Source organism: Cellulomonas endometrii (genome assembly GCF_949769265.1).
In the GTDB taxonomy this organism is placed as follows: domain Bacteria; phylum Actinomycetota; class Actinomycetes; order Actinomycetales; family Cellulomonadaceae; genus Cellulomonas; species Cellulomonas endometrii.
This window is the reverse complement of the sequence record NZ_CATKPC010000025.1, coordinates 1-16,524: the sequence shown is the minus strand read 5'-3', so window position 1 is coordinate 16,524 and position 16,524 is coordinate 1. Positions and strand designations below refer to the sequence as shown.

Genomic DNA, 16,524 nt, shown 5'->3' with positions numbered 1-16,524 from the left:
TGCAGGGTCACGACTTGGTCACGACCGCAGGTCCCCGCCGCCACGACGCGGGCGCCCTAGAATCGGCGGCGCGCGCCCCGCAGGCGCGCGGCACCCCGGCGCCCGCAGGAATGAGGAAGTCATGGGCTCGCCCAAGCGGTCCCCCCGGCCACGACCGGAGACGCTGGAGCGCCGACGGCGCATCCTGCGCGCCGCGATGACCACGTTCGGCAGCAAGGGGTACAACAACGGCCCGCTCACCGAGATCGCGGAGCAGGTCGACATGACCCACGCCGGGATCCTGCACCACTTCGGGTCCAAGGACCAGCTGCTGGTCGAGGTGCTGCGGTACCGCGACGAGACCGACGTGGAGGGCCTCGCCGAGCAGCGGATCCCCGACGGCATCGAGCTGTTCCGGCACCTGGTGCGCACCGCGTTCGCCAACGAGCAGCGCCCCGGCATCGTGCAGACCTACGCCGTGCTGTCCGCCGAGTCCGTCACCGACGACCACCCCGGCCGCGCGTACTTCGAGGACCGGTACCGCACGCTGCGGGGCGAGATCGCCGCGGCGTTCCGGGTGGTGTGCGAGGCGCGGGGCATCGAGGCCCCCGACACCGTCGACCGCGCGGCGGCGAGCATCCTCGCCGTGATGGACGGCCTCCAGGTGCAGTGGCTGCTGGCGCGGGACGACGTGGAGCTGGCGCGCGCGAGCGAGTTCGCCATCGAGGCGCTGGTGTCCGCGGTCGTGCAGCCCGCACCCGCCGTGGTCGCGGAGGGCTAGAGGCCCTCGGCCTTGCGCGGGCGGCCCAGCAGCAGCGGCGCCAGCGCGTCGACCGGCAGCCCCTCGTGCAGCACCTGGACCACCGCCTGGGTGATCGGCATCTCGACGCCCGCGCGCTCCGCCAGGTCGAGCACGGACCTCGAGCTCTTCACGCCCTCCGCCGTGCCGCCGGTCGCGGTGACGGCCTCGTCCAGCGTCATCCCGCGGCCGATGTGCAGGCCGAGCCGGTGGTTCCGCGAGTCCGGGGACGCGCAGGTCGCCATGAGGTCGCCCATGCCCGCGAGCCCGGGGAACGTCTCCGCCCGGGCGCCGAGCGCGAGCCCGAGCCGGGTGATCTCCACCAGGCCCCGGGTGATGACGGTGGCCATCGTGTTGTAGCCGAGGCCGCGGCCCTGCGAGATGCCGACCGCGAGCGCGATGACGTTCTTCACGGCGCCGCACAGCTCGACCCCGACCACGTCGTCGTTCGTGTACGGCCGGAAGTACCCGGTCGCGCAGGCGGCGGCGACCCGCTCGGCGGCACCGGCGTCCGTCGACGCGACGACGGTCGCGGTCGGCTGCCGCGCGGCGATCTCGGAAGCGAGGTTCGGCCCCGACAGCACGGCCACGCGGGCGCCGGGCAGGTCGAGCGACTCGGCGACGACCTCGCTCATCCGGCGGTCGGTGGCGAGCTCGACGCCCTTCATCAGGGACACGACGACCGCCCCGGGCGCCAGCGCCCCGGCGAGCGGCGCCAGGGTGGCCCGCGCGGACTGCGACGGGACGGCGACGGCCACCACGTCGGCGCCGGCGAGGGCGGACGCCGCGTCCGGGTCTGCGGTGACGCGCTCCGGCAGGTCGGTGCCCGGCAGGTAGCGGCTGTTCCGGCGGTCCCGCGCGATCTCGGCGCACACGGCGGCGTCCCGGCCCCAGACGGTGACGTCGCACCCCGCGTCGGCCAGCACCGCGGCGAACGTCGTCCCCCAGGCGCCGGCGCCCAGCACGGCGGCGCGCGTCACGTGAGGTCCGTCGACGTCCCGCCCGGACGCCGCATGTTGTAGGGGGTGGCCGGGGGCGTCTCGCCGCGCACGTCCGCGAGCAGGGCGGTGATCGCCGCCATGACCCGCTCGGTGGCCTCGCGCAGCGTCGCGGCGTCGAGCGGCCGGTCGTACAGGTCGTCGAGCACGACGGGCGGGCCCGCGACGACGGTGATCCTCTTGGGCGGGAACGGCTTGAACAGCTTCTTGTACCGGCCCAGCAGGTCCTGCGCGCCCCACTGCGCGATCGGCACGACCGGCACCCGGGAGGTCAGCGCGAGGCGGGCCACGCCGGTCTTCGCGACCATCGGCCACAGGTCCGGGTCCCGGGTCAGCGTGCCCTCGGGGAACACGGCGACGCACTCCCCCTCGGCCAGCGCGGCCTCCGCGGCGCTCAGCGAGTCGCCCGCCCGCGAGGTGTTCCGGTACACCGGGATCTGCCCGGACGTGCGCAGCACCCAGCCCAGCACCGGGACCCCGAACAGCGACGACTTCGCGAGGATCTTCGGGGCGACGCCGTTGTCGTACAGGTAGTGCGCGAACGTGATCGGGTCGACGTTCGACATGTGGTTCCCGGCGGCGATGAACCCGGTGCCCGCCGGCAGGCGCAGGTGCTCCGTGCCCCGCCAGTCCCGCCGCGTGATCGCGTAGAGCACGGGGCGCAGGACGCGGGCGACGTTGCGGTAGGCGCGGTTGGCGCGGGGCGGGTGCACGGGAGCCGATGCTACCTGGCGGGCAGCAGGGCCCCGCGGGCGCGCCCGGGGCGAGCGCGCCCGCACCGCCGGTGACGGCCTCGGCGTGCGCGCCACGCCCGGATGAGGCAGTATCGGTCCTGGTCACCGCGGTTCACCCCCGGGGCCGCCGCGCATCGTTGGGACGAAGCGAGCCGCGCGAGAAACCCGGCGTGACGTGCAGAGACACGGTCGCGCCTCGGCTTCGGAGCACGCATGTCCCTCACCACCCGACCGTCGACCCGGGCGGAGTCCCGGTCCTCCGTACCGGGCACGTTCCACATCCTCAGCGACGGCGAGTCGCTCGCGTGGTCCGAGCCCGTCTACCGCATCCACGGCTTCCAGCCGGGGGACGTCGTCCCCTCGACCGCCCTGATGCTCGCCCACTGCCACCGCGACGACCGCGCGGGGCTCGAGTCCGTCCTGCGCGGCGCGCCCACCGAGCCCGCGGCCGGGCGCACCGCGCGCTACCGCCTGCTCGACGCCGCCGGCGAGGAGCGCGTGGTGCTCGCGGTGCTCGCCGGCGAGGCCGACCCGCGCGGCACCCGCACCGGGGACGGCTCGCTCGACGCGCAGGCGGACACGCCCGACGCCCCCGCGCGCCAGCAGCTCGGGCTGCTCATCGACCTCGGTGCCGAGATCGGCGCCACCGCCGCCCGGCGGGCCGACGAGATGCTGACCGCCGCCATCGCCTCCCGCGAGGTGATCGACCAGGCCAAGGGCGCCGTCATGCTGGCGTACGGGATCGACGGCGCCGCGGCTTTCGAGTTCCTGCGGTGGCACTCCGAGCACCTCAACGTGAAGGTCCGGGCCCTGGCCGAGCGGCTGCTGGAGGCGCTGCCGGGCCGCCGCGCCGCGGTCGACCCGCGCGAGCTGCTCGACACCGCCCTCGCGAGCCTCGCCGACGTGCCGGGGGCGACCGCGGCGGCGCTCGACGGCTCGCTGCACGCCCACCCGCACCTGCCGGCGCAGCTCGACGTCCGGCACGCGCAGGACGGGCGGGTCGTGCTCGTGCGGCTGGAGGGCGAGGTGGACGCTTCGACCGCCCCCGCGCTCGTGACCGGGCTGTCCGAGGCGCTGCGCGCCGTCCCGTCGCGCGGCACCCTCGTGCTGGACGCCTCCGCCCTGCAGCGGCTCGGCCCGGTCGCCGCGCTGCACATCTCCCGGCTGCGGCGGCGGTGCGAGCACGCCGGCGTGGCGCTGCGGATGGTGCCGCCGCACGGCACGGCGCCCGAGCCCGCCGAGATGCGGTGAGCACGCCCCGGCAGCAGCATGTCTCCCATCCGAGACGGAGGAGGACGACGTGAGCCAGGATGCGGCTGACCGCCCCGACGGCGTGCTGCCCGGGGGCGACCCCGACGACGTGGCCGAGCAGAGCACGCCGGGGTCCGAGGGCGACGGGCCCGAGGACGCCTACACCGAGCCGGCCGACGGGCCCGAGCAGCGGCAGCGCCCCGGACGCGGCCCCGCCGGGCGATGAGGGCCGTGGCGACCCCGTCCGTGGACGGTGACGGCTCCGTCCACGAGGAGTGGCGCACGGTCGCGCTCGGGGAGATGCACAGCATGCTCGCCACCGCCGTCCCGCTGGAGGTGCTGCTCGACACGATCGTGCACCGCGCCGCCGAGCGGGTCGGCGACTCGGCCTCGGCCGCCATCACGCTCCGCCTGCGCCAGCAGCCGACCGTCGCGGCCGCGACCGACGAGCGCAGCGCCGAGTGCGACCGCGTGGAGCAGGCCGCCGGGGCGGGCCCGTGCCTGGAGGCCACCGTGCACGGCGGCCTGATCACGGTGCCCGAGATCGCGGCCGCCGACCGGTGGGCGCAGTGGCGCGAGGCCTCGCTGGCGGCCGGGTTCGGCTCGGCGGCGGCGCTGCCCGCGTCCCTGGCCGAGGAGCCCGACCTCGAGCTGGCGATCAACCTGTACCGGCCGGAGCCCGGCGAGTGGGACGAGGCCACGCTGGCGGACGTGCAGGCGTTCGCCGAGGACGCCGGACGCGCGCTCGCCGTCGCCGCGCGCGTGGAGGAGCAGGCCCGGGTCAACGCCGACCTGAAGCAGGCCATGGCGTCGCGCACCACCATCGACCAGGCGCTCGGCGTCATCATGGCGCAGAACCGCTGCTCCCCCGAGGAGGCCTTCGCGATCCTGCGCCGGGCGTCCCAGCACCGGAACGCCAAGCTGCGGGACGTGGCCGCGCAGATCGTCACCCGGGTGTCCGGGGCGGAGCCGCACAGCGCCAACGAGTTCCGCGACCGGCCCGGGACCTGACCCCCGCGGGCCACGTCGGCCCGGGGCGCGTCGGCCTGCCCGGTCCGTCCGCGTGCCACGTCGGCCCGCCCGGTCCGTCCGCGAGGTCGCCCGGTCCCGCCGGGCGACCTCGCGACCGGGCCGGACCCCGCCGCTCAGGCCCCTGCGCTCTGCGGTGAGGTCGCGTCCGTCCCGTGCTGGGTGAGCCGTGCCAGGAACTGGTGGCACTGCTGGGCCCGCGCGGAGTCCTCGGCCATCACGCGCTCGAAGAACTCGGCGATCTCGTCCTCGCCGGCGTTGCGGGCGTCGCGCACGTACTGCCCGTAGTCGTGCCCGGCCTTGAGCGAGTGGTACTGCACGGAGATGAGGTCGAACGTGACGTCGTCGAAACCGGTCTCGCCTGTCGCCATGACCACGGCTCCTTTCGTCCGGCACCGCGGCGCTCCGGCGGTGCCGCGCGGACGGGCCCGACCCTGGACCCGAGCCCCACGCTAGGGGCCCGGCGCGACGCCGCAACCCGGGGACGACGACGCCCGCCGGCGCGTGGCGCGGGCGGGCGTCGTCGTGGCGGTACCGCGTCAGTCGCGGTCGAACTCCGCGCCGAGCGCGACCAGCTTGTCGGTGAACCGCTCGTAGCCCCGGTCGATGAGGCTGATCCCCCGCACGGCGGACGTGCCCTTGGCGGTGAGCGCGGCGATCAGGTGGCTGAACCCGCCGCGCAGGTCGGGCACCTCGATGTCGGCGGCGGACAGCGGCGTCGGGCCCGAGACGACCGCCGAGTGGTAGAAGTTCCGCTGCCCGAACCGGCACGGCCGCCCGCCCAGGCACTCCTTGTAGACCTGGATGGTCGCGCCCATCCCGCGCAGCGCGTCGGTGAACCCGAACCGGTTCTCGTACACCGTCTCGTGCACGATCGACAGGCCCTTGGCCTGGGTCAGCGCGACGACCAGCGGCTGCTGCCAGTCGGTCATGAAGCCGGGGTGCACGTCCGTCTCGAGCACGATCGACGACAGGTCGCCGCCGGGGTGGAAGAACCGGATGCCCTCGTCGTCGATGACGAACTCGCCGCCGACCTTGCGGAACGTGTTGAGGAACGTCGTCATCTCGGGCTGGGTGGCGCCGCGGACGTAGATGTCTCCGCCGGTCGCCAGCGCGGCCGACGCCCAGGACGCCGCCTCGATGCGGTCCGCCAGCGCCGTGTGCTGGAACCCGACGAGCCGGTCGACGCCCTCGATCCGGATGACCCGGTCGGTGTCGACCGAGATGATCGCGCCCATCTTCTGCAGGACGTTGATCAGGTCCATGATCTCGGGCTCGATCGCCGCGTTCGTCAGCTCCGTGATGCCCTCGGCGCGCACGGCGGTGAGCAGCAGCTGCTCGGTCGCGCCGACGCTCGGGTACGGCAGCGTGATCTTCGTGCCCTGCAGGCGGCGCGGCGCGCGGATGTGGATGCCGTTCTCGCGCTTGTCCACGACGGCGCCGAACTGCCGCAGGATGTCGAGGTGGTAGTTGATCGGCCGGTCGCCGATCCGGCAGCCGCCGAGGTCCGGGATGAACGCCTCGCCGAGGCGGTGCAGCAGCGGGCCGCAGAACAGGATCGGGATGCGGCTGGACCCGGCGTGCGCGTCGATGTCGGCCACGTGCGCCGACTCGACGTCGGTGGGGTCGAGGCGCAGCACGCCCCCCTCCGGGTCGGCGTCGACCCGCACGCCGTGCAGCTCCAGCAGCCCGGTCACGACGCCGACGTCGCGGATCTGCGGGACGTTGCGGAGCACGCTCGGGGTCTCGCCCAGCAGCGCCGCCACCATCGCCTTGGAGACGAAGTTCTTGGCCCCGCGGACGGTGATCTCACCGGAGAGCGGCGTGCCGCCGTGGACGTACAGCAGATCGGTCATCCCCCCATGGTGACCCACCCGGGAGGGTGCCGACGCGCACCGCGCGGGTGGCGCGGCACAGCGCTCGCCAAACCTCCACAAACCAGACGCCCGGGCCCCGCACAGCGCAGCGGCTGCGGGGCCCGGGCGTCGGGTGCGTGGTCCTACAGGCCGGGACGGCGGCCGATCGCGAGCTCGACCGGGCGGGCGGCCTTGATCTCCACCGGCGGCAGGTGCTTGGCCGGCAGCGTCTTCGGCCGCCAGGCGTCGCGGGTCGCCTCGAACGCGGTGATCTCCTCCTCGTGCTGGAGGGTCAGGCCGATGTCGTCCAGGCCCTCCAGGAGGCGCCAGCGGGTGTAGTCGTCGATCTGGAACGGCACCACGACGTCGTCGCAGGTGACCGTGCGGGCCTCGAGGTCCACGGTCACCTCGGTGCCCGGGGCGGTCTCGAGGATCTTCCAGATGAGCTCGATGTCCTCCTGCGCGACCTGGCCGGCGACCAGGCCCTGCTTGCCGGAGTTGCCGCGGAAGATGTCCGCGAACCGGGAGGCCAGCACGACCTTGAAGCCGTAGTCCTTGAGCGCCCACACGGCGTGCTCGCGGGAGGAGCCGGTGCCGAAGTCGGGGCCCGCGACCAGCACGGAGCCGGCCTTGTAGGCGTCCTGGTTCAGCACGAACGACGGGTCACCGCGCCAGGCGGCGAACAGGGCGTCCTCGAAGCCGGTGCGGGTGACCCGCTTGAGGTACACGGCCGGGATGATCTGGTCGGTGTCGACGTTGCTGCGGCGCAGCGGGACGCCGACGCCGGTGTGCTGGGTGATCTTCTCCATGACGATCTCGTTCCTGGGGTCGGGGGGCTCGGGCGGCGGGGTCGGCGGCTCAGGCCGGCTGCAGGTCCTGCAGCGGCGAGCCGTCCGGCACCGGGACGTCCGGGCCGAGGTCGGAGACGGAGGACAGGGTCCCGCGGATCGCGGTGGCGGCGGCCACGAGCGGGGACACCAGGTGCGTGCGGCCGCCCTTGCCCTGCCGGCCCTCGAAGTTGCGGTTCGACGTCGACGCGGACCGCTCCCCCGGCGCCAGCTGGTCGGGGTTCATGCCGAGGCACATCGAGCAGCCGGCGTTGCGCCACTCCGCGCCGAAGTCCAGGAAGATCTTGTCCAGGCCCTCGGCCTCGGCCTGCAGGCGCACCCGCGCGGACGACGGCACGACCAGCACCCGGACCGACTCGGCCTTCTGCTTGCCCTGGACGATCTTCGCGGCGGCCCGCAGGTCCTCGATCCGGCCGTTCGTGCAGGAGCCGATGAACACCGTGTCGACCGCGATCTCGCGCAGCGGCTGGCCCGGCGTCAGGCCCATGTACTCGATGGCCCGCTCGGCGGCGACGCGCTCGTTGGCGTCCGCGATCTCCTCCGGGACGGGGACGGTCGCGGACAGCGGCAGGCCCTGGCCGGGGTTGGTGCCCCACGTGACGAACGGCTCGAGGTCCGCGGCCTCCAGGACCACCTCGGCGTCGAACGTCGCGTCGTCGTCGGTGCGCAGCGTCCGCCAGTACTCCACGGCGGCGTCCCAGTCGGCGCCCTCGGGCGCGTGCGGGCGGCCCTTGAGGTACTCGAACGTGGTCTCGTCCGGGGCGATCATGCCCGCGCGGGCGCCGGCCTCGATCGACATGTTGCAGATCGTCATCCGGCCCTCCATCGACAGGGACCGGATGGCGTCGCCGCGGTACTCCAGGACGTAGCCCTGGCCGCCGCCGGTGCCGATCTTCGCGATGACCGCCAGGATGATGTCCTTCGCCGTGGCGCCGAGCGGCAGCGCGCCGTTCACGGTGATGGCCATGGTCTTGAACGGGGCCAGCGGCAGGGTCTGCGTGGCGAGCACGTGCTCGACCTCGGAGGTGCCGATGCCGAACGCCAGCGCGCCGAACGCGCCGTGCGTGGACGTGTGCGAGTCGCCGCAGACGACCGTCAGGCCCGGCATCGTCAGCCCGAGCTGCGGGCCCACCTGGTGCACGATGCCCTGGTCCGCGTCGCCCAGGGAGTGCAGCCGGACGCCGAACTCCGCGGCGTTGTTCCGCAGGGTCTGGATCTGGGTCCGCGACGTCGTGTCGGCGATCGGCCGGTCGATGTCGAGCGTCGGGGTGTTGTGGTCCTCGGTCGCCAGGGTGAGGTCCGGGCGGCGGACCTTCCGGCCCGCGAGCCGCAGCCCCTCGAAGGCCTGCGGGCTGGTCACCTCGTGGACCAGGTGCAGGTCGATGTACAGGAGGTCGGGCGCGCCGTCCGTGCCGCGCCGCACGATGTGGTTCTCCCACACCTTCTCCGCCAGTGTGCCGGCCATGTCGCCGTCCTCTCCGCTCGCCGGGCGGGGGGCCGTCCGGGGTCCGTCTGGGTGTCGCACTTGCGTCTCAGCCTTCGAGACGCCAATATCGACCTATGGACAACTCTAGCGGAGTCGGCGTACTCGACAAGGCCGCCTCTGTCCTCAACGCCCTGGAGGCCGGCCCCGCGACCCTCGCGCAGCTGGTCAACGCCACCCATCTTGCCCGTCCGACGGCTCACCGTCTGGCGGTCGCGCTCGAGCACCACCGCCTGGTGGGGCGCGACATGCAGGGTCGGTTCGTCCTGGGGCCGCGACTGACGGAGCTGGCGAGCGCGGCCGGCGAGGACCGGCTGCTGGCAGCGGCGGGCCCGGTGCTCGCCGCGCTGCGGGACCACACGGGCGAGAGCGCCCAGCTCTACCGGCGGCAGGGCGACCAGCGCATCTGCGTCGCGGCCGCCGAGCGGCCCATCGGCCTGCGCGACTCGATCCCGGTGGGGGCGACGCTCACGATGGCCGCCGGGTCCGCCGCGCAGATCCTGCTCGCCTGGGAGGAGCCCGACCGGCTGCACCGCGGGCTCCAGGGCGCGAAGTTCACCGCCACGATCCTGTCCGGCGTCCGCCGCCGCGGGTGGGCCCAGTCGGTGTCCGAGCGCGAGGTCGGCGTGGCGTCGGTCTCCGCCCCGGTCCGGGGCCAGTCCGGGCGGGTCGTCGCGGCGGTCTCGATCTCCGGCCCGGTCGAGCGCCTCAGCCGCCAGCCCGGCCGCCTGCACGCCGCGGCCGTCGTCTCGGCGGCGAACCGCCTGACGGAGGTCCTGCGCCGCACCGCGGAGTAGCGCACCCGCGACGCGCCGAGGTCGGCAGTCGGTGGCCCAGTTCGGCACCTACGGCTGCCGACCTCGGCGCCGCACTGCCGATCTCGGCTATCGCTGAGGAATGCAGGGGGGAAGCCCGGGAATGGGTGCGGCAAGCAGAAAGGCCGGTCACCTGATGGTGACCGGCCTCTCGATGTACCCCCAAGGGGATTCGAACCCCTGTTACCGCCGTGAGAGGGCGGCGTCCTAGGCCTCTAGACGATGGGGGCCTGGACGATCTCTCCCCTACCGGGGATCGACCGGGAACTACTCTACAGCATCCTGCTCGACTCGGTGGCGTCCGCCCTCGCGGGCAATGTCACCGGGCCTTGCTGGGGTACCAGGACTCGAACCTAGACTAAGTGAACCAGAATCACTCGTGCTGCCAATTACACCATACCCCAATGGGACAAAACCCCCGTTGATCCCGGTCCCGCGACCAGCACCGACCGGCGCACAGGGCGCCGTCCGAGCGGTTGGGGGGCCGACGTCAACCGGACGTCTCACCGGCCGAGAACATTACCGGACAGTCGGGCGGGCTCCAAACCGGCCGCTCGCGAGGCCTGTCCGGACGCCCGGTGGCAGTCTCGGAGGCGTGACCGATCAGCCCGCCTCCCCCACCCGCCACGCCACCCACGACGACCAGCACGCCCGCCGCGCGGCCTCGTTCGGCGCCGCCGCCGCGCTGTACCAGACGGCCCGCCCGTCCTACCCGGACGAGGCCGTCGCGTGGTGCGTGCCCCGCAGCGCCCTGGACGTCGTGGACCTCGCCGCCGGGACGGGCAAGCTGACCGAGCGGATCCTCGCGCAGGACGTCCCGGGCCGCCGGGTCACGGCCGTCGAGCCGTCCCCGGGCATGCGCGACGCTCTGCACGCCGCGCTCCCCGGGGTGACCGTCCTGCCGGGCACCGCCGAGGGCACCGGGCTGCCGGCGGCGAGCGCCGACGCGGTGGCGGTCGGGCAGGCGTGGCACTGGTTCGACCCGCCGCGCGCGGCCGCCGAGCTGGCCCGGGTGCTGCGGCCCGGCGGCACGCTGGCGCTGCTGTGGAACGTCCGGGACACCGAGGCGGGTGCCGGGTGGGTCGCCGAGGTGGAGGAGATCCTGCACCGCGACGACCCGCTGCGGACCATCAGCGGGGCCCCGGCCCTCGGACCGATGTTCGGCCCCGTCGAGCACCGGCAGGTGCGGTGGACGGACCCCGTGGCGCCGTCGTCGCTGCGGGCGCTCGCCGCGAGCCGCTCGCACGTGCTGACCCTCCCGGAGGACGCGCGCGAGGCGCTGCTGGCGGAGATCGACGAGCTGGCGGCCACGCACCCCGAGCTCCGCGGGCGCGACGTCGTCGCGATGCCCTACCGGACGGACTGCTTCCGCGCGGTGCGCACCGCCGCGCGCTGACCCGCGCTGACCTGGGCTCACCCGCGCCGGCCCGCGCCGGCCCCGCCGTCAGAGCCCGAGCACCGCCGGCAGCTCGTCCAGCGACGCGATCACCACGTCGGTCGGCAGCGCGGCGGTGCCGTTCGCGTCCTTCGCGCCCAGGCCCGGCCGGGCCAGCCACACCCCCCGCAGCCCGGCGGCCACGGCGGCGCGGGCGTCGACGTCCAGCTCGTCGCCCACGTACGCGGTCCGGCCGGGTTCGGTGCCCAGCCGGCGGCAGGCCTCCGCGAACACGCGCGGGTCCGGCTTGCCGAACCCGAGGGTGTCGACGCCGACCAGCAGCGGGACGTCCTGCGCCAGCCCCGCGTGCGTCAGCTTCGCGATCTGGTACTCCGTCGCGGCGTTGGTGAGGGCGCCGACCTTCACGCCCGCGTCCAGCAGCCGCCGGACCACCGCGGCGGCGTCGGCGTGCGCGGCCCAGGCGGCGCGGAACCGCTCCTCGAACAGCGCGTTCCACTCGTCGTAGGCGGCGTCGTCGAGCGCCGGCCCGCCGAACGTCGCGTGCAGGTCGTTGGCGCGGGCCATCCGCTGCTCGCGGTACGACACCTCGCCGCGCGTGTACCGGCGGTAGCGGCCGCCGGAGTCGGCGCGCCAGTGGTCCAGCACCTCGCCGTCCCGCGCCGGGTCGAGCTCCGGGAGCCAGCGCCGGCTCACGGCGGCGAGCGCCGCGGCGAAGGCCCCGTGCGTGTCGACCAGGGTGTCGTCGACGTCGAACAGGACGCCGTCGACCGGCGGCCCGGGCACGGCGGGGGGCACAGCGGCCGTCACAGCGAGGCGCGCAGCGTCGCGAGCCGCGCCAGGGTGGAGTCCTTGCCGAGGATCTCCAGGGACTCGAACAGCGGCGGCGACACGCGGCGGCCCGACACGGCCACGCGCAGCGGCGTGAACGCGAACCGCGGCTTGATGCCGAGCCCGTCGACCAGCGCGGCCTGCAGGGCGTCCTGCGTGGCCTGGGTGGTGAACCCGTCCGCGGGCAGCTCCGACAGCGCGGCGGTCGCGGCGTCGAGCACGTCGGCGGCGCTCTCCTTCAGCGCGCCCCGGGCGTCCTCCTCGACGACCAGCGCGTCGTCGGAGGTGAACAGGAACCCGAGCATCCCCACGGCCTCGCCGAGCAGCGTGACCCGGGTCTGGATCAGCGGCGCGCCGGCGTCGAGCAGGGCGCGGTGCTCCGGCGACAGGTCGGCGTACGAGTCGGCGGGGACCAGGCCCGCGGCGTGCAGGTACGGCACCAGGCGGTCGCGGAAGTCCTCGGGCGCGAGCAGCCGGACGTGCTCGGCGTTGATCGCCTCGGCCTTCTTCAGGTCGAACCGCGCGGGGTTGGGGTTCACGTCCGCGACGTCGAACGCCTCGACCAGCTCGGCGACCGAGAAGATGTCGCGGTCCGGGCCGATCGACCAGCCGAGCAGCGACAGGTAGTTCAGCAGGCCCTCGGGCGTGAAGCCGCGCTCCCGGTGCAGGAACAGGTTCGACTCGGGGTCCCGCTTCGAGAGCTTCTTGTTGCCCTCGCCCATGACGTAGGGCAGGTGGCCGAACTGCGGCATGACCGTCGCCACGCCGAGCTCCAGCAGCGCCCGGTACAGCACGACCTGGCGCGGGGTCGACGACAGCAGGTCCTCGCCGCGCAGCACGTGCGTGATGCCCATGAGGGCGTCGTCGATCGGGTTGACCAGCGTGTAGAGCGGCTGCCCGTTGCCGCGGACGACCACGTAGTCCGGCACGGACCCGGCCTTGAACGTGACGTCGCCGCGCACCAGGTCGGTGAACGTGACGTCCTCGTCGGGCATCCGCAGCCGCAGGACGGGCTCGCGGCCCTCCGCGCGGTAGGCGGCCTTCTGCTCGTCGGTCAGGCCGCGGTCGTACCCGTCGTAGCCGAGCTTCGGGTCGCGGCCGGCGGCGCGGTGCCGGGCCTCGACCTCCTCCGGCGTGGAGAACGACTCGTAGGCGTAGCCGCCCTCGAGCAGGCGCCGCGCGACGTCGGCGTACAGGTCCATCCGCTGCGACTGCCGGTACGGCGCGTGCGGGCCGCCGACCTCGACGCCCTCGTCCCAGTCGAGCCCGAGCCAGCGCAGCGCGTCGAGCAGCTGCTGGTAGGACTCCTCGGAGTCGCGCGCCGCGTCGGTGTCCTCGATGCGGAACACGAAGGTGCCGCCGACGTGCCGGGCGTACGCCCAGTTGAACAGCGCCGTGCGGATCAGCCCGACGTGCGGGGTGCCCGTGGGCGAGGGGCAGAAGCGGACGCGAACCGGGGAGGCGGGAGCAGCGGAGGTCACGCCGTCCACCCTATCGAGCCGCGCCGGCCCGGCCCGACGCGGGTGGGGCCGGGTCCGACGCGCGGGCAGGCGGTCAGCCCCGGCGCAGCACCGGGTTGCGCAGGGTGCCGATCTCCTCGACCTCGACCTCGACGACGTCCCGCTCGGCGAGCAGGCCGACGCCCGCGGGCGTGCCGGTGAGGATCACGTCGCCGGGGAGCAGGGTGAACGCCTCGGAGATGTACGAGATGAGGTACGCGACGTCGAAGACCATCTGGGACGTCCGGCCGTCCTGCTTCGCCTCGCCGTTGACCCGGGAGCGCACCGCCAGGTCGTCGACGTCGAGCCCCGGCACGATCCACGGCCCGAGCGGGCAGGACGAGTCGAAGCCCTTGGCGCGGGCCCACTGGGAGTCGGCGCGCTGCGCGTCGCGGGCCGTCACGTCGTTCGCCACGGTGAAGCCGAACACCTGCGCGAGGGCGCGCTCGGGCGGGACGTCCTTGGTGACCTTGCCGATCACGACGGCCAGCTCGGCCTCGTACGAGACCTCCTCGGTCCAGTCGGGCAGCACGATCGGGTCGTCCGGGCCGACCACCGAGGTGTTGGGCTTGAGGAACAGCAGCGGCGACGCCGGGACCTCGTTGCCCATCTCGGCGGCGTGGTCCACGTAGTTGCGGCCGACGCCGATGATCTTCGACCGCGGGATGACCGGCGCGAGCAGGCGGACCCCGTCGCCGAGCGGGATCCGCTCGCCGGTGGGCTGCACCGGCGTGTAGATCGGGTCGCCGGTGATGACGACGAGCTGCTCCTGACCCGGCTCGCCCTCGACCAGGGCGTAGCGGGGGTCGTCCCCCGTGGTGAACCTCGCGATACGCACGGGCCTCACCCTAACGGTCAGACCCGGGCCAGCACCTCGCCGTGCAGCACGGCGAACCACCCGTCGGGGGCCTCGCCCCACTCGCGCCAGCCGGTCGCCAGCTGCTCGAGCGCCACCTCGTCGGCGAGCCCGTGCCCGACGGCCTGCTGCGCGAAGTCGGAGGCCACGCACCGCTCCGCCCACAGGCCGGCCCACCACTCGCGGTCCTCCGCGGAGGCGTAGCACCAGACACCGGCGGTGACGACGAGCGAGTCGGGGTCGAAGCCCGCGGCGAGGACCCAGGAGTGCAGCCGCCGGCCGGCGTCGGCCTCCGCCCCGTTGGCCTGCGTGACCTCGTGGTACAGCGCGGACCACTCGTCGAGGACGGGCGACGGCGGGTACCAGGTCATCCCCGCGTAGTCGGCGTCGCGCACGGCCACCACGCCGCCGGGCCGCGTGACCCGGCGGAGCTCGCGCAGGGCGGCGACCGGGTCGGCCAGGTGCTGGAGCAGCTGGTGCGCGTGCGCGACGTCGAAGCTGTCGTCCTCGAACGGCAGCGCGTACGCGTCGCCGGGCGTGAACGTGACGTTGGCGACCCCGGCCTGGGCGGCCTCCTCGCGGGCGATGTCGAGCACCCGCTCGGACCGGTCCAGCCCGACCACGTCCCCGGGCGCCACGCGGGCCGCGAGGTCGACGGTGAGGTTGCCCGGGCCGCAGCCCACGTCGAGCAGGCGCTGGCCGGGCTGCAGGGCAGGCAGCAGGTAGGCCGCCGAGTTCTCCGCGGTGCGCCACCGGTGGGAGCGCAGCACGCTGTCGTGGTGGCCGTGGGTGTAGACCTCGGCCGGGTGCGTGTCGGTCACCCGTCGACTCTAGGCGGGTCGCCGGGGTGCGTTCCAGTAGGCGGTACGGGCCGTCCCGGATGGCGGGACGACGTGCGCGGCGCCCGGCGTCCGGGACGCCGCTACCGTGTCGGCATGCAGCGGATCACGGGGGTCGACGTCGCCCGCGGCCTCGCCGTGCTCGGGATGATCACGGCGCACGTCGGGCCGGGCGGACCGGACGACCCGTGGCCGTGGTCGCTCGCGCAGGTGGTCGACGGGCGGTCCGCGGCGCTGTTCGTGCTGCTGTCCGGGGTGTCGGTGGCTCTGATCTCCGGCGGGTCCTCCCCCGTCGTCGGCGTCCGGCGGGTGCAGGCCCGGACAAGGATCCTCGTGCGCGCCTTCGCCGTGCTCGGCATCGGGGTCGCGGTGCTCCTGCTCGGCACGCCGGTCGTGGTGATCCTGCCGACCTACGCCGTGCTGTTCGCGGCGGCCGTCCCCCTGCTCGGCGCCGACCCGCGCCGGCTGCTGGTCGGCGCGGCGGCGGTCGCGGCGCTCGGGCCGGTGCTGCGCCTGGCGGTGGCCCCGGTGCTCGCGGTGCTGCCCGGGCGCGCGTTCACCGACATCGTCGTCGGCGACTACTACCCCGCCCTCGTGTGGTTCGCCTACGTGCTGGTCGGTCTCGCCGTCGGGCGGTCGGACCTGCGCGACGCGGCGGTGCGCCGCCGGCTGCTGGGCGCCGGCGTCGTCCTCGCCGTCGTCGGCCACGGGGCGTCGGCGCTGCTGAGCCGGGCGGTGGAGCCGGGCGGGACCCTCGCCGCGCTGGTGACCACCGAGCCGCACTCGAGCTCGCCCCTGGAGGTCGTGGCGAACACCGGCGTCGGCCTCGCCGTCCTGGCGCTGTGCCTCGTCGTGGGGGACGCGGCACCGCGCCTCGTCGCCCCGGTCGCCGCCACCGGCGCGCTGGCCCTCACGGCCTACACGGCGCAGCTGTTCGCGATCGCCGGGCTCGGGGAGCGGGTGGTGTGGGAGCCGGACACCTCGGTGTGGCTGACGTTCCTCGCGGTCACGCTCGCGGCGTGCTGGCTCTGGCGGGTCGCGTTCGGCCAGGGGCCCCTGGAGCGGCTGCTGCACACCCTCGCGGCGCGCGCCCCCGCCCGCGCGGGCCGCCCGGGGGCCGCCGGCCAGGACCGGGGGCGGGAGGGCCCCCGCGCCGCCCGCCCGGGCGCCGTGTGCGGGGCGCGGCGGCTGAACCGGAACGCCAGCGTGGCACCGATGCCGGTGACCAGACCGAGCGCGCCGGCGAGCAGCACCACGAGACCGTTCAGACCCTCCACGCGGTCAGCGTACGGTCGTCGTGGTCGTGCAGCGGAC

Annotated in this window: 17 protein-coding genes and 2 tRNA genes; 7 read left to right on the top strand and 12 right to left on the bottom strand. The window is 74.8% G+C overall.

Features of this window, described 5'->3' with window-relative positions; genetic code table 11:
• Positions 1–121: 121 nt before the first annotated feature.
• The gene (locus QNH85_RS18450) at positions 122–760 is read left to right on the top strand and encodes a TetR/AcrR family transcriptional regulator (RefSeq protein ID WP_213281948.1); all 639 of its coding nucleotides are present in this window, start codon (positions 122–124) and stop codon (positions 758–760) included.
• Here QNH85_RS18450 and QNH85_RS18445 read toward each other — a convergent pair.
• Positions 757–1,758: an NAD(P)H-dependent glycerol-3-phosphate dehydrogenase gene (locus QNH85_RS18445; protein ID WP_282948760.1), complete on the bottom strand. Its 1,002-nt coding sequence runs from the start codon at positions 1,756–1,758 to the stop codon at positions 757–759. The two genes, QNH85_RS18450 and QNH85_RS18445, sit on opposite strands and share 4 nt — an antisense overlap.
• Positions 1,755–2,489 (bottom strand): lysophospholipid acyltransferase family protein, encoded by a 735-nt coding sequence (locus tag QNH85_RS18440; RefSeq protein WP_282948759.1) that lies wholly within the window; start codon positions 2,487–2,489, stop codon positions 1,755–1,757. Before QNH85_RS18440 ends, QNH85_RS18445 begins: the two co-directional genes overlap by 4 nt.
• Before the next feature lie 234 nt (positions 2,490–2,723).
• Between QNH85_RS18440 and QNH85_RS18435 the strand changes: the two genes are divergently transcribed.
• Genes QNH85_RS18435 through QNH85_RS18425 form a run of 3 tightly spaced genes read left to right on the top strand, consistent with a single transcriptional unit; the run spans position 2,724 to position 4,772 of the window.
• Positions 2,724–3,761, top strand: a complete 1,038-nt coding sequence (locus QNH85_RS18435; RefSeq protein WP_282948756.1) for an ANTAR domain-containing protein — start codon at positions 2,724–2,726, stop codon at positions 3,759–3,761.
• 49 nt (positions 3,762–3,810) lie between these two features.
• On the top strand, positions 3,811–3,987 hold the full coding sequence (locus tag QNH85_RS18430; protein ID WP_282948754.1) for a hypothetical protein: 177 nt from the start codon (positions 3,811–3,813) through the stop codon (positions 3,985–3,987).
• 5 nt (positions 3,988–3,992) lie between these two features.
• Positions 3,993–4,772, top strand: coding sequence for an ANTAR domain-containing protein (locus QNH85_RS18425; RefSeq protein WP_282948752.1), 780 nt, complete (start codon positions 3,993–3,995; stop codon positions 4,770–4,772).
• Positions 4,773–4,906: 134 nt separating this feature from the next.
• Here the strand turns inward: QNH85_RS18425 and QNH85_RS18420 are convergent, their stop codons facing one another.
• From QNH85_RS18420 to leuC, 4 genes are all read right to left on the bottom strand, one after another.
• The gene (locus QNH85_RS18420) at positions 4,907–5,161 is read right to left on the bottom strand and encodes an acyl carrier protein (protein ID WP_282948750.1); all 255 of its coding nucleotides are present in this window, start codon (positions 5,159–5,161) and stop codon (positions 4,907–4,909) included.
• Between the two features lie 168 nt (positions 5,162–5,329).
• Positions 5,330–6,646, bottom strand: a complete 1,317-nt coding sequence (murA, locus tag QNH85_RS18415) for a UDP-N-acetylglucosamine 1-carboxyvinyltransferase (RefSeq protein WP_282948749.1) — start codon at positions 6,644–6,646, stop codon at positions 5,330–5,332.
• Positions 6,647–6,789: 143 nt separating this feature from the next.
• Complete coding sequence (gene leuD / locus QNH85_RS18410) at positions 6,790–7,455, bottom strand: 3-isopropylmalate dehydratase small subunit (RefSeq protein ID WP_282948747.1); 666 nt, start codon at positions 7,453–7,455, stop codon at positions 6,790–6,792.
• Positions 7,456–7,504: 49 nt separating this feature from the next.
• Entirely contained in the window at positions 7,505–8,959 is a 1,455-nt protein-coding gene (leuC, locus tag QNH85_RS18405) for a 3-isopropylmalate dehydratase large subunit (RefSeq protein WP_213281961.1), read from the bottom strand.
• 95 nt (positions 8,960–9,054) lie between these two features.
• Between leuC and QNH85_RS18400 the strand changes: the two genes are divergently transcribed.
• The gene (locus QNH85_RS18400; protein WP_154728344.1) at positions 9,055–9,774 is read left to right on the top strand and encodes an IclR family transcriptional regulator; all 720 of its coding nucleotides are present in this window, start codon (positions 9,055–9,057) and stop codon (positions 9,772–9,774) included.
• 175 nt (positions 9,775–9,949) lie between these two features.
• On the opposite strand, the gene QNH85_RS18395 is transcribed toward QNH85_RS18400, so the two are convergent.
• Both QNH85_RS18395 and QNH85_RS18390 read right to left on the bottom strand, forming a co-directional pair.
• A tRNA-Glu gene (locus QNH85_RS18395) sits at positions 9,950–10,022 on the bottom strand.
• A gap of 102 nt (positions 10,023–10,124) precedes the next feature.
• Positions 10,125–10,196: transfer RNA gene (locus QNH85_RS18390), tRNA-Gln, on the bottom strand.
• A gap of 191 nt (positions 10,197–10,387) precedes the next feature.
• On the opposite strand from QNH85_RS18390, the gene QNH85_RS18385 reads away from it, so the two are divergent.
• On the top strand, positions 10,388–11,188 hold the full coding sequence (locus QNH85_RS18385; RefSeq protein WP_282948744.1) for a class I SAM-dependent methyltransferase: 801 nt from the start codon (positions 10,388–10,390) through the stop codon (positions 11,186–11,188).
• 48 nt (positions 11,189–11,236) lie between these two features.
• Here QNH85_RS18385 and QNH85_RS18380 read toward each other — a convergent pair whose 3' ends face one another.
• The 4 genes from QNH85_RS18380 to QNH85_RS18365 form a co-directional block, all read right to left on the bottom strand.
• Entirely contained in the window at positions 11,237–11,995 is a 759-nt protein-coding gene (locus QNH85_RS18380) for an HAD family hydrolase (protein WP_282948742.1), read from the bottom strand.
• Positions 11,992–13,497 (bottom strand): glutamate--tRNA ligase, encoded by a 1,506-nt coding sequence (gene gltX / locus QNH85_RS18375; RefSeq protein WP_282948740.1) that lies wholly within the window; start codon positions 13,495–13,497, stop codon positions 11,992–11,994. The genes QNH85_RS18380 and gltX overlap by 4 nt, the downstream gene beginning before the upstream one ends.
• Positions 13,498–13,570: 73 nt before the next feature.
• Positions 13,571–14,353 carry a fumarylacetoacetate hydrolase family protein gene (locus QNH85_RS18370; protein ID WP_282948739.1) on the bottom strand — a complete coding sequence of 261 codons (783 nt, stop codon included), beginning with the start codon at positions 14,351–14,353 and terminating at the stop codon, positions 13,571–13,573.
• Between the two features lie 17 nt (positions 14,354–14,370).
• Complete coding sequence (locus QNH85_RS18365; RefSeq protein WP_282948737.1) at positions 14,371–15,192, bottom strand: methyltransferase domain-containing protein; 822 nt, start codon at positions 15,190–15,192, stop codon at positions 14,371–14,373.
• A gap of 114 nt (positions 15,193–15,306) precedes the next feature.
• Between QNH85_RS18365 and QNH85_RS18360 the strand changes: the two genes are divergently transcribed.
• Positions 15,307–16,524, top strand: a 1,218-nt coding sequence (locus tag QNH85_RS18360; protein ID WP_282948735.1) for a heparan-alpha-glucosaminide N-acetyltransferase domain-containing protein, incomplete at its 3' end; no start/stop codon positions are given.

Coding starts and splice junctions, on each gene's coding strand:
- QNH85_RS18450 (WP_213281948.1), top strand. CDS start 122: ATGGGCTCGCCCAAGCGGTCCCCCCGGCCACGACCGGAGACGCTGGAG.
- QNH85_RS18435 (WP_282948756.1), top strand. CDS start 2,724: ATGTCCCTCACCACCCGACCGTCGACCCGGGCGGAGTCCCGGTCCTCC.
- QNH85_RS18420 (WP_282948750.1), bottom strand. CDS start 5,161: ATGGCGACAGGCGAGACCGGTTTCGACGACGTCACGTTCGACCTCATC.
- murA (WP_282948749.1), bottom strand. CDS start 6,646: ATGACCGATCTGCTGTACGTCCACGGCGGCACGCCGCTCTCCGGTGAG.
- leuD (WP_282948747.1), bottom strand. CDS start 7,455: ATGGAGAAGATCACCCAGCACACCGGCGTCGGCGTCCCGCTGCGCCGC.
- leuC (WP_213281961.1), bottom strand. CDS start 8,959: ATGGCCGGCACACTGGCGGAGAAGGTGTGGGAGAACCACATCGTGCGG.
- QNH85_RS18400 (WP_154728344.1), top strand. CDS start 9,055: ATGGACAACTCTAGCGGAGTCGGCGTACTCGACAAGGCCGCCTCTGTC.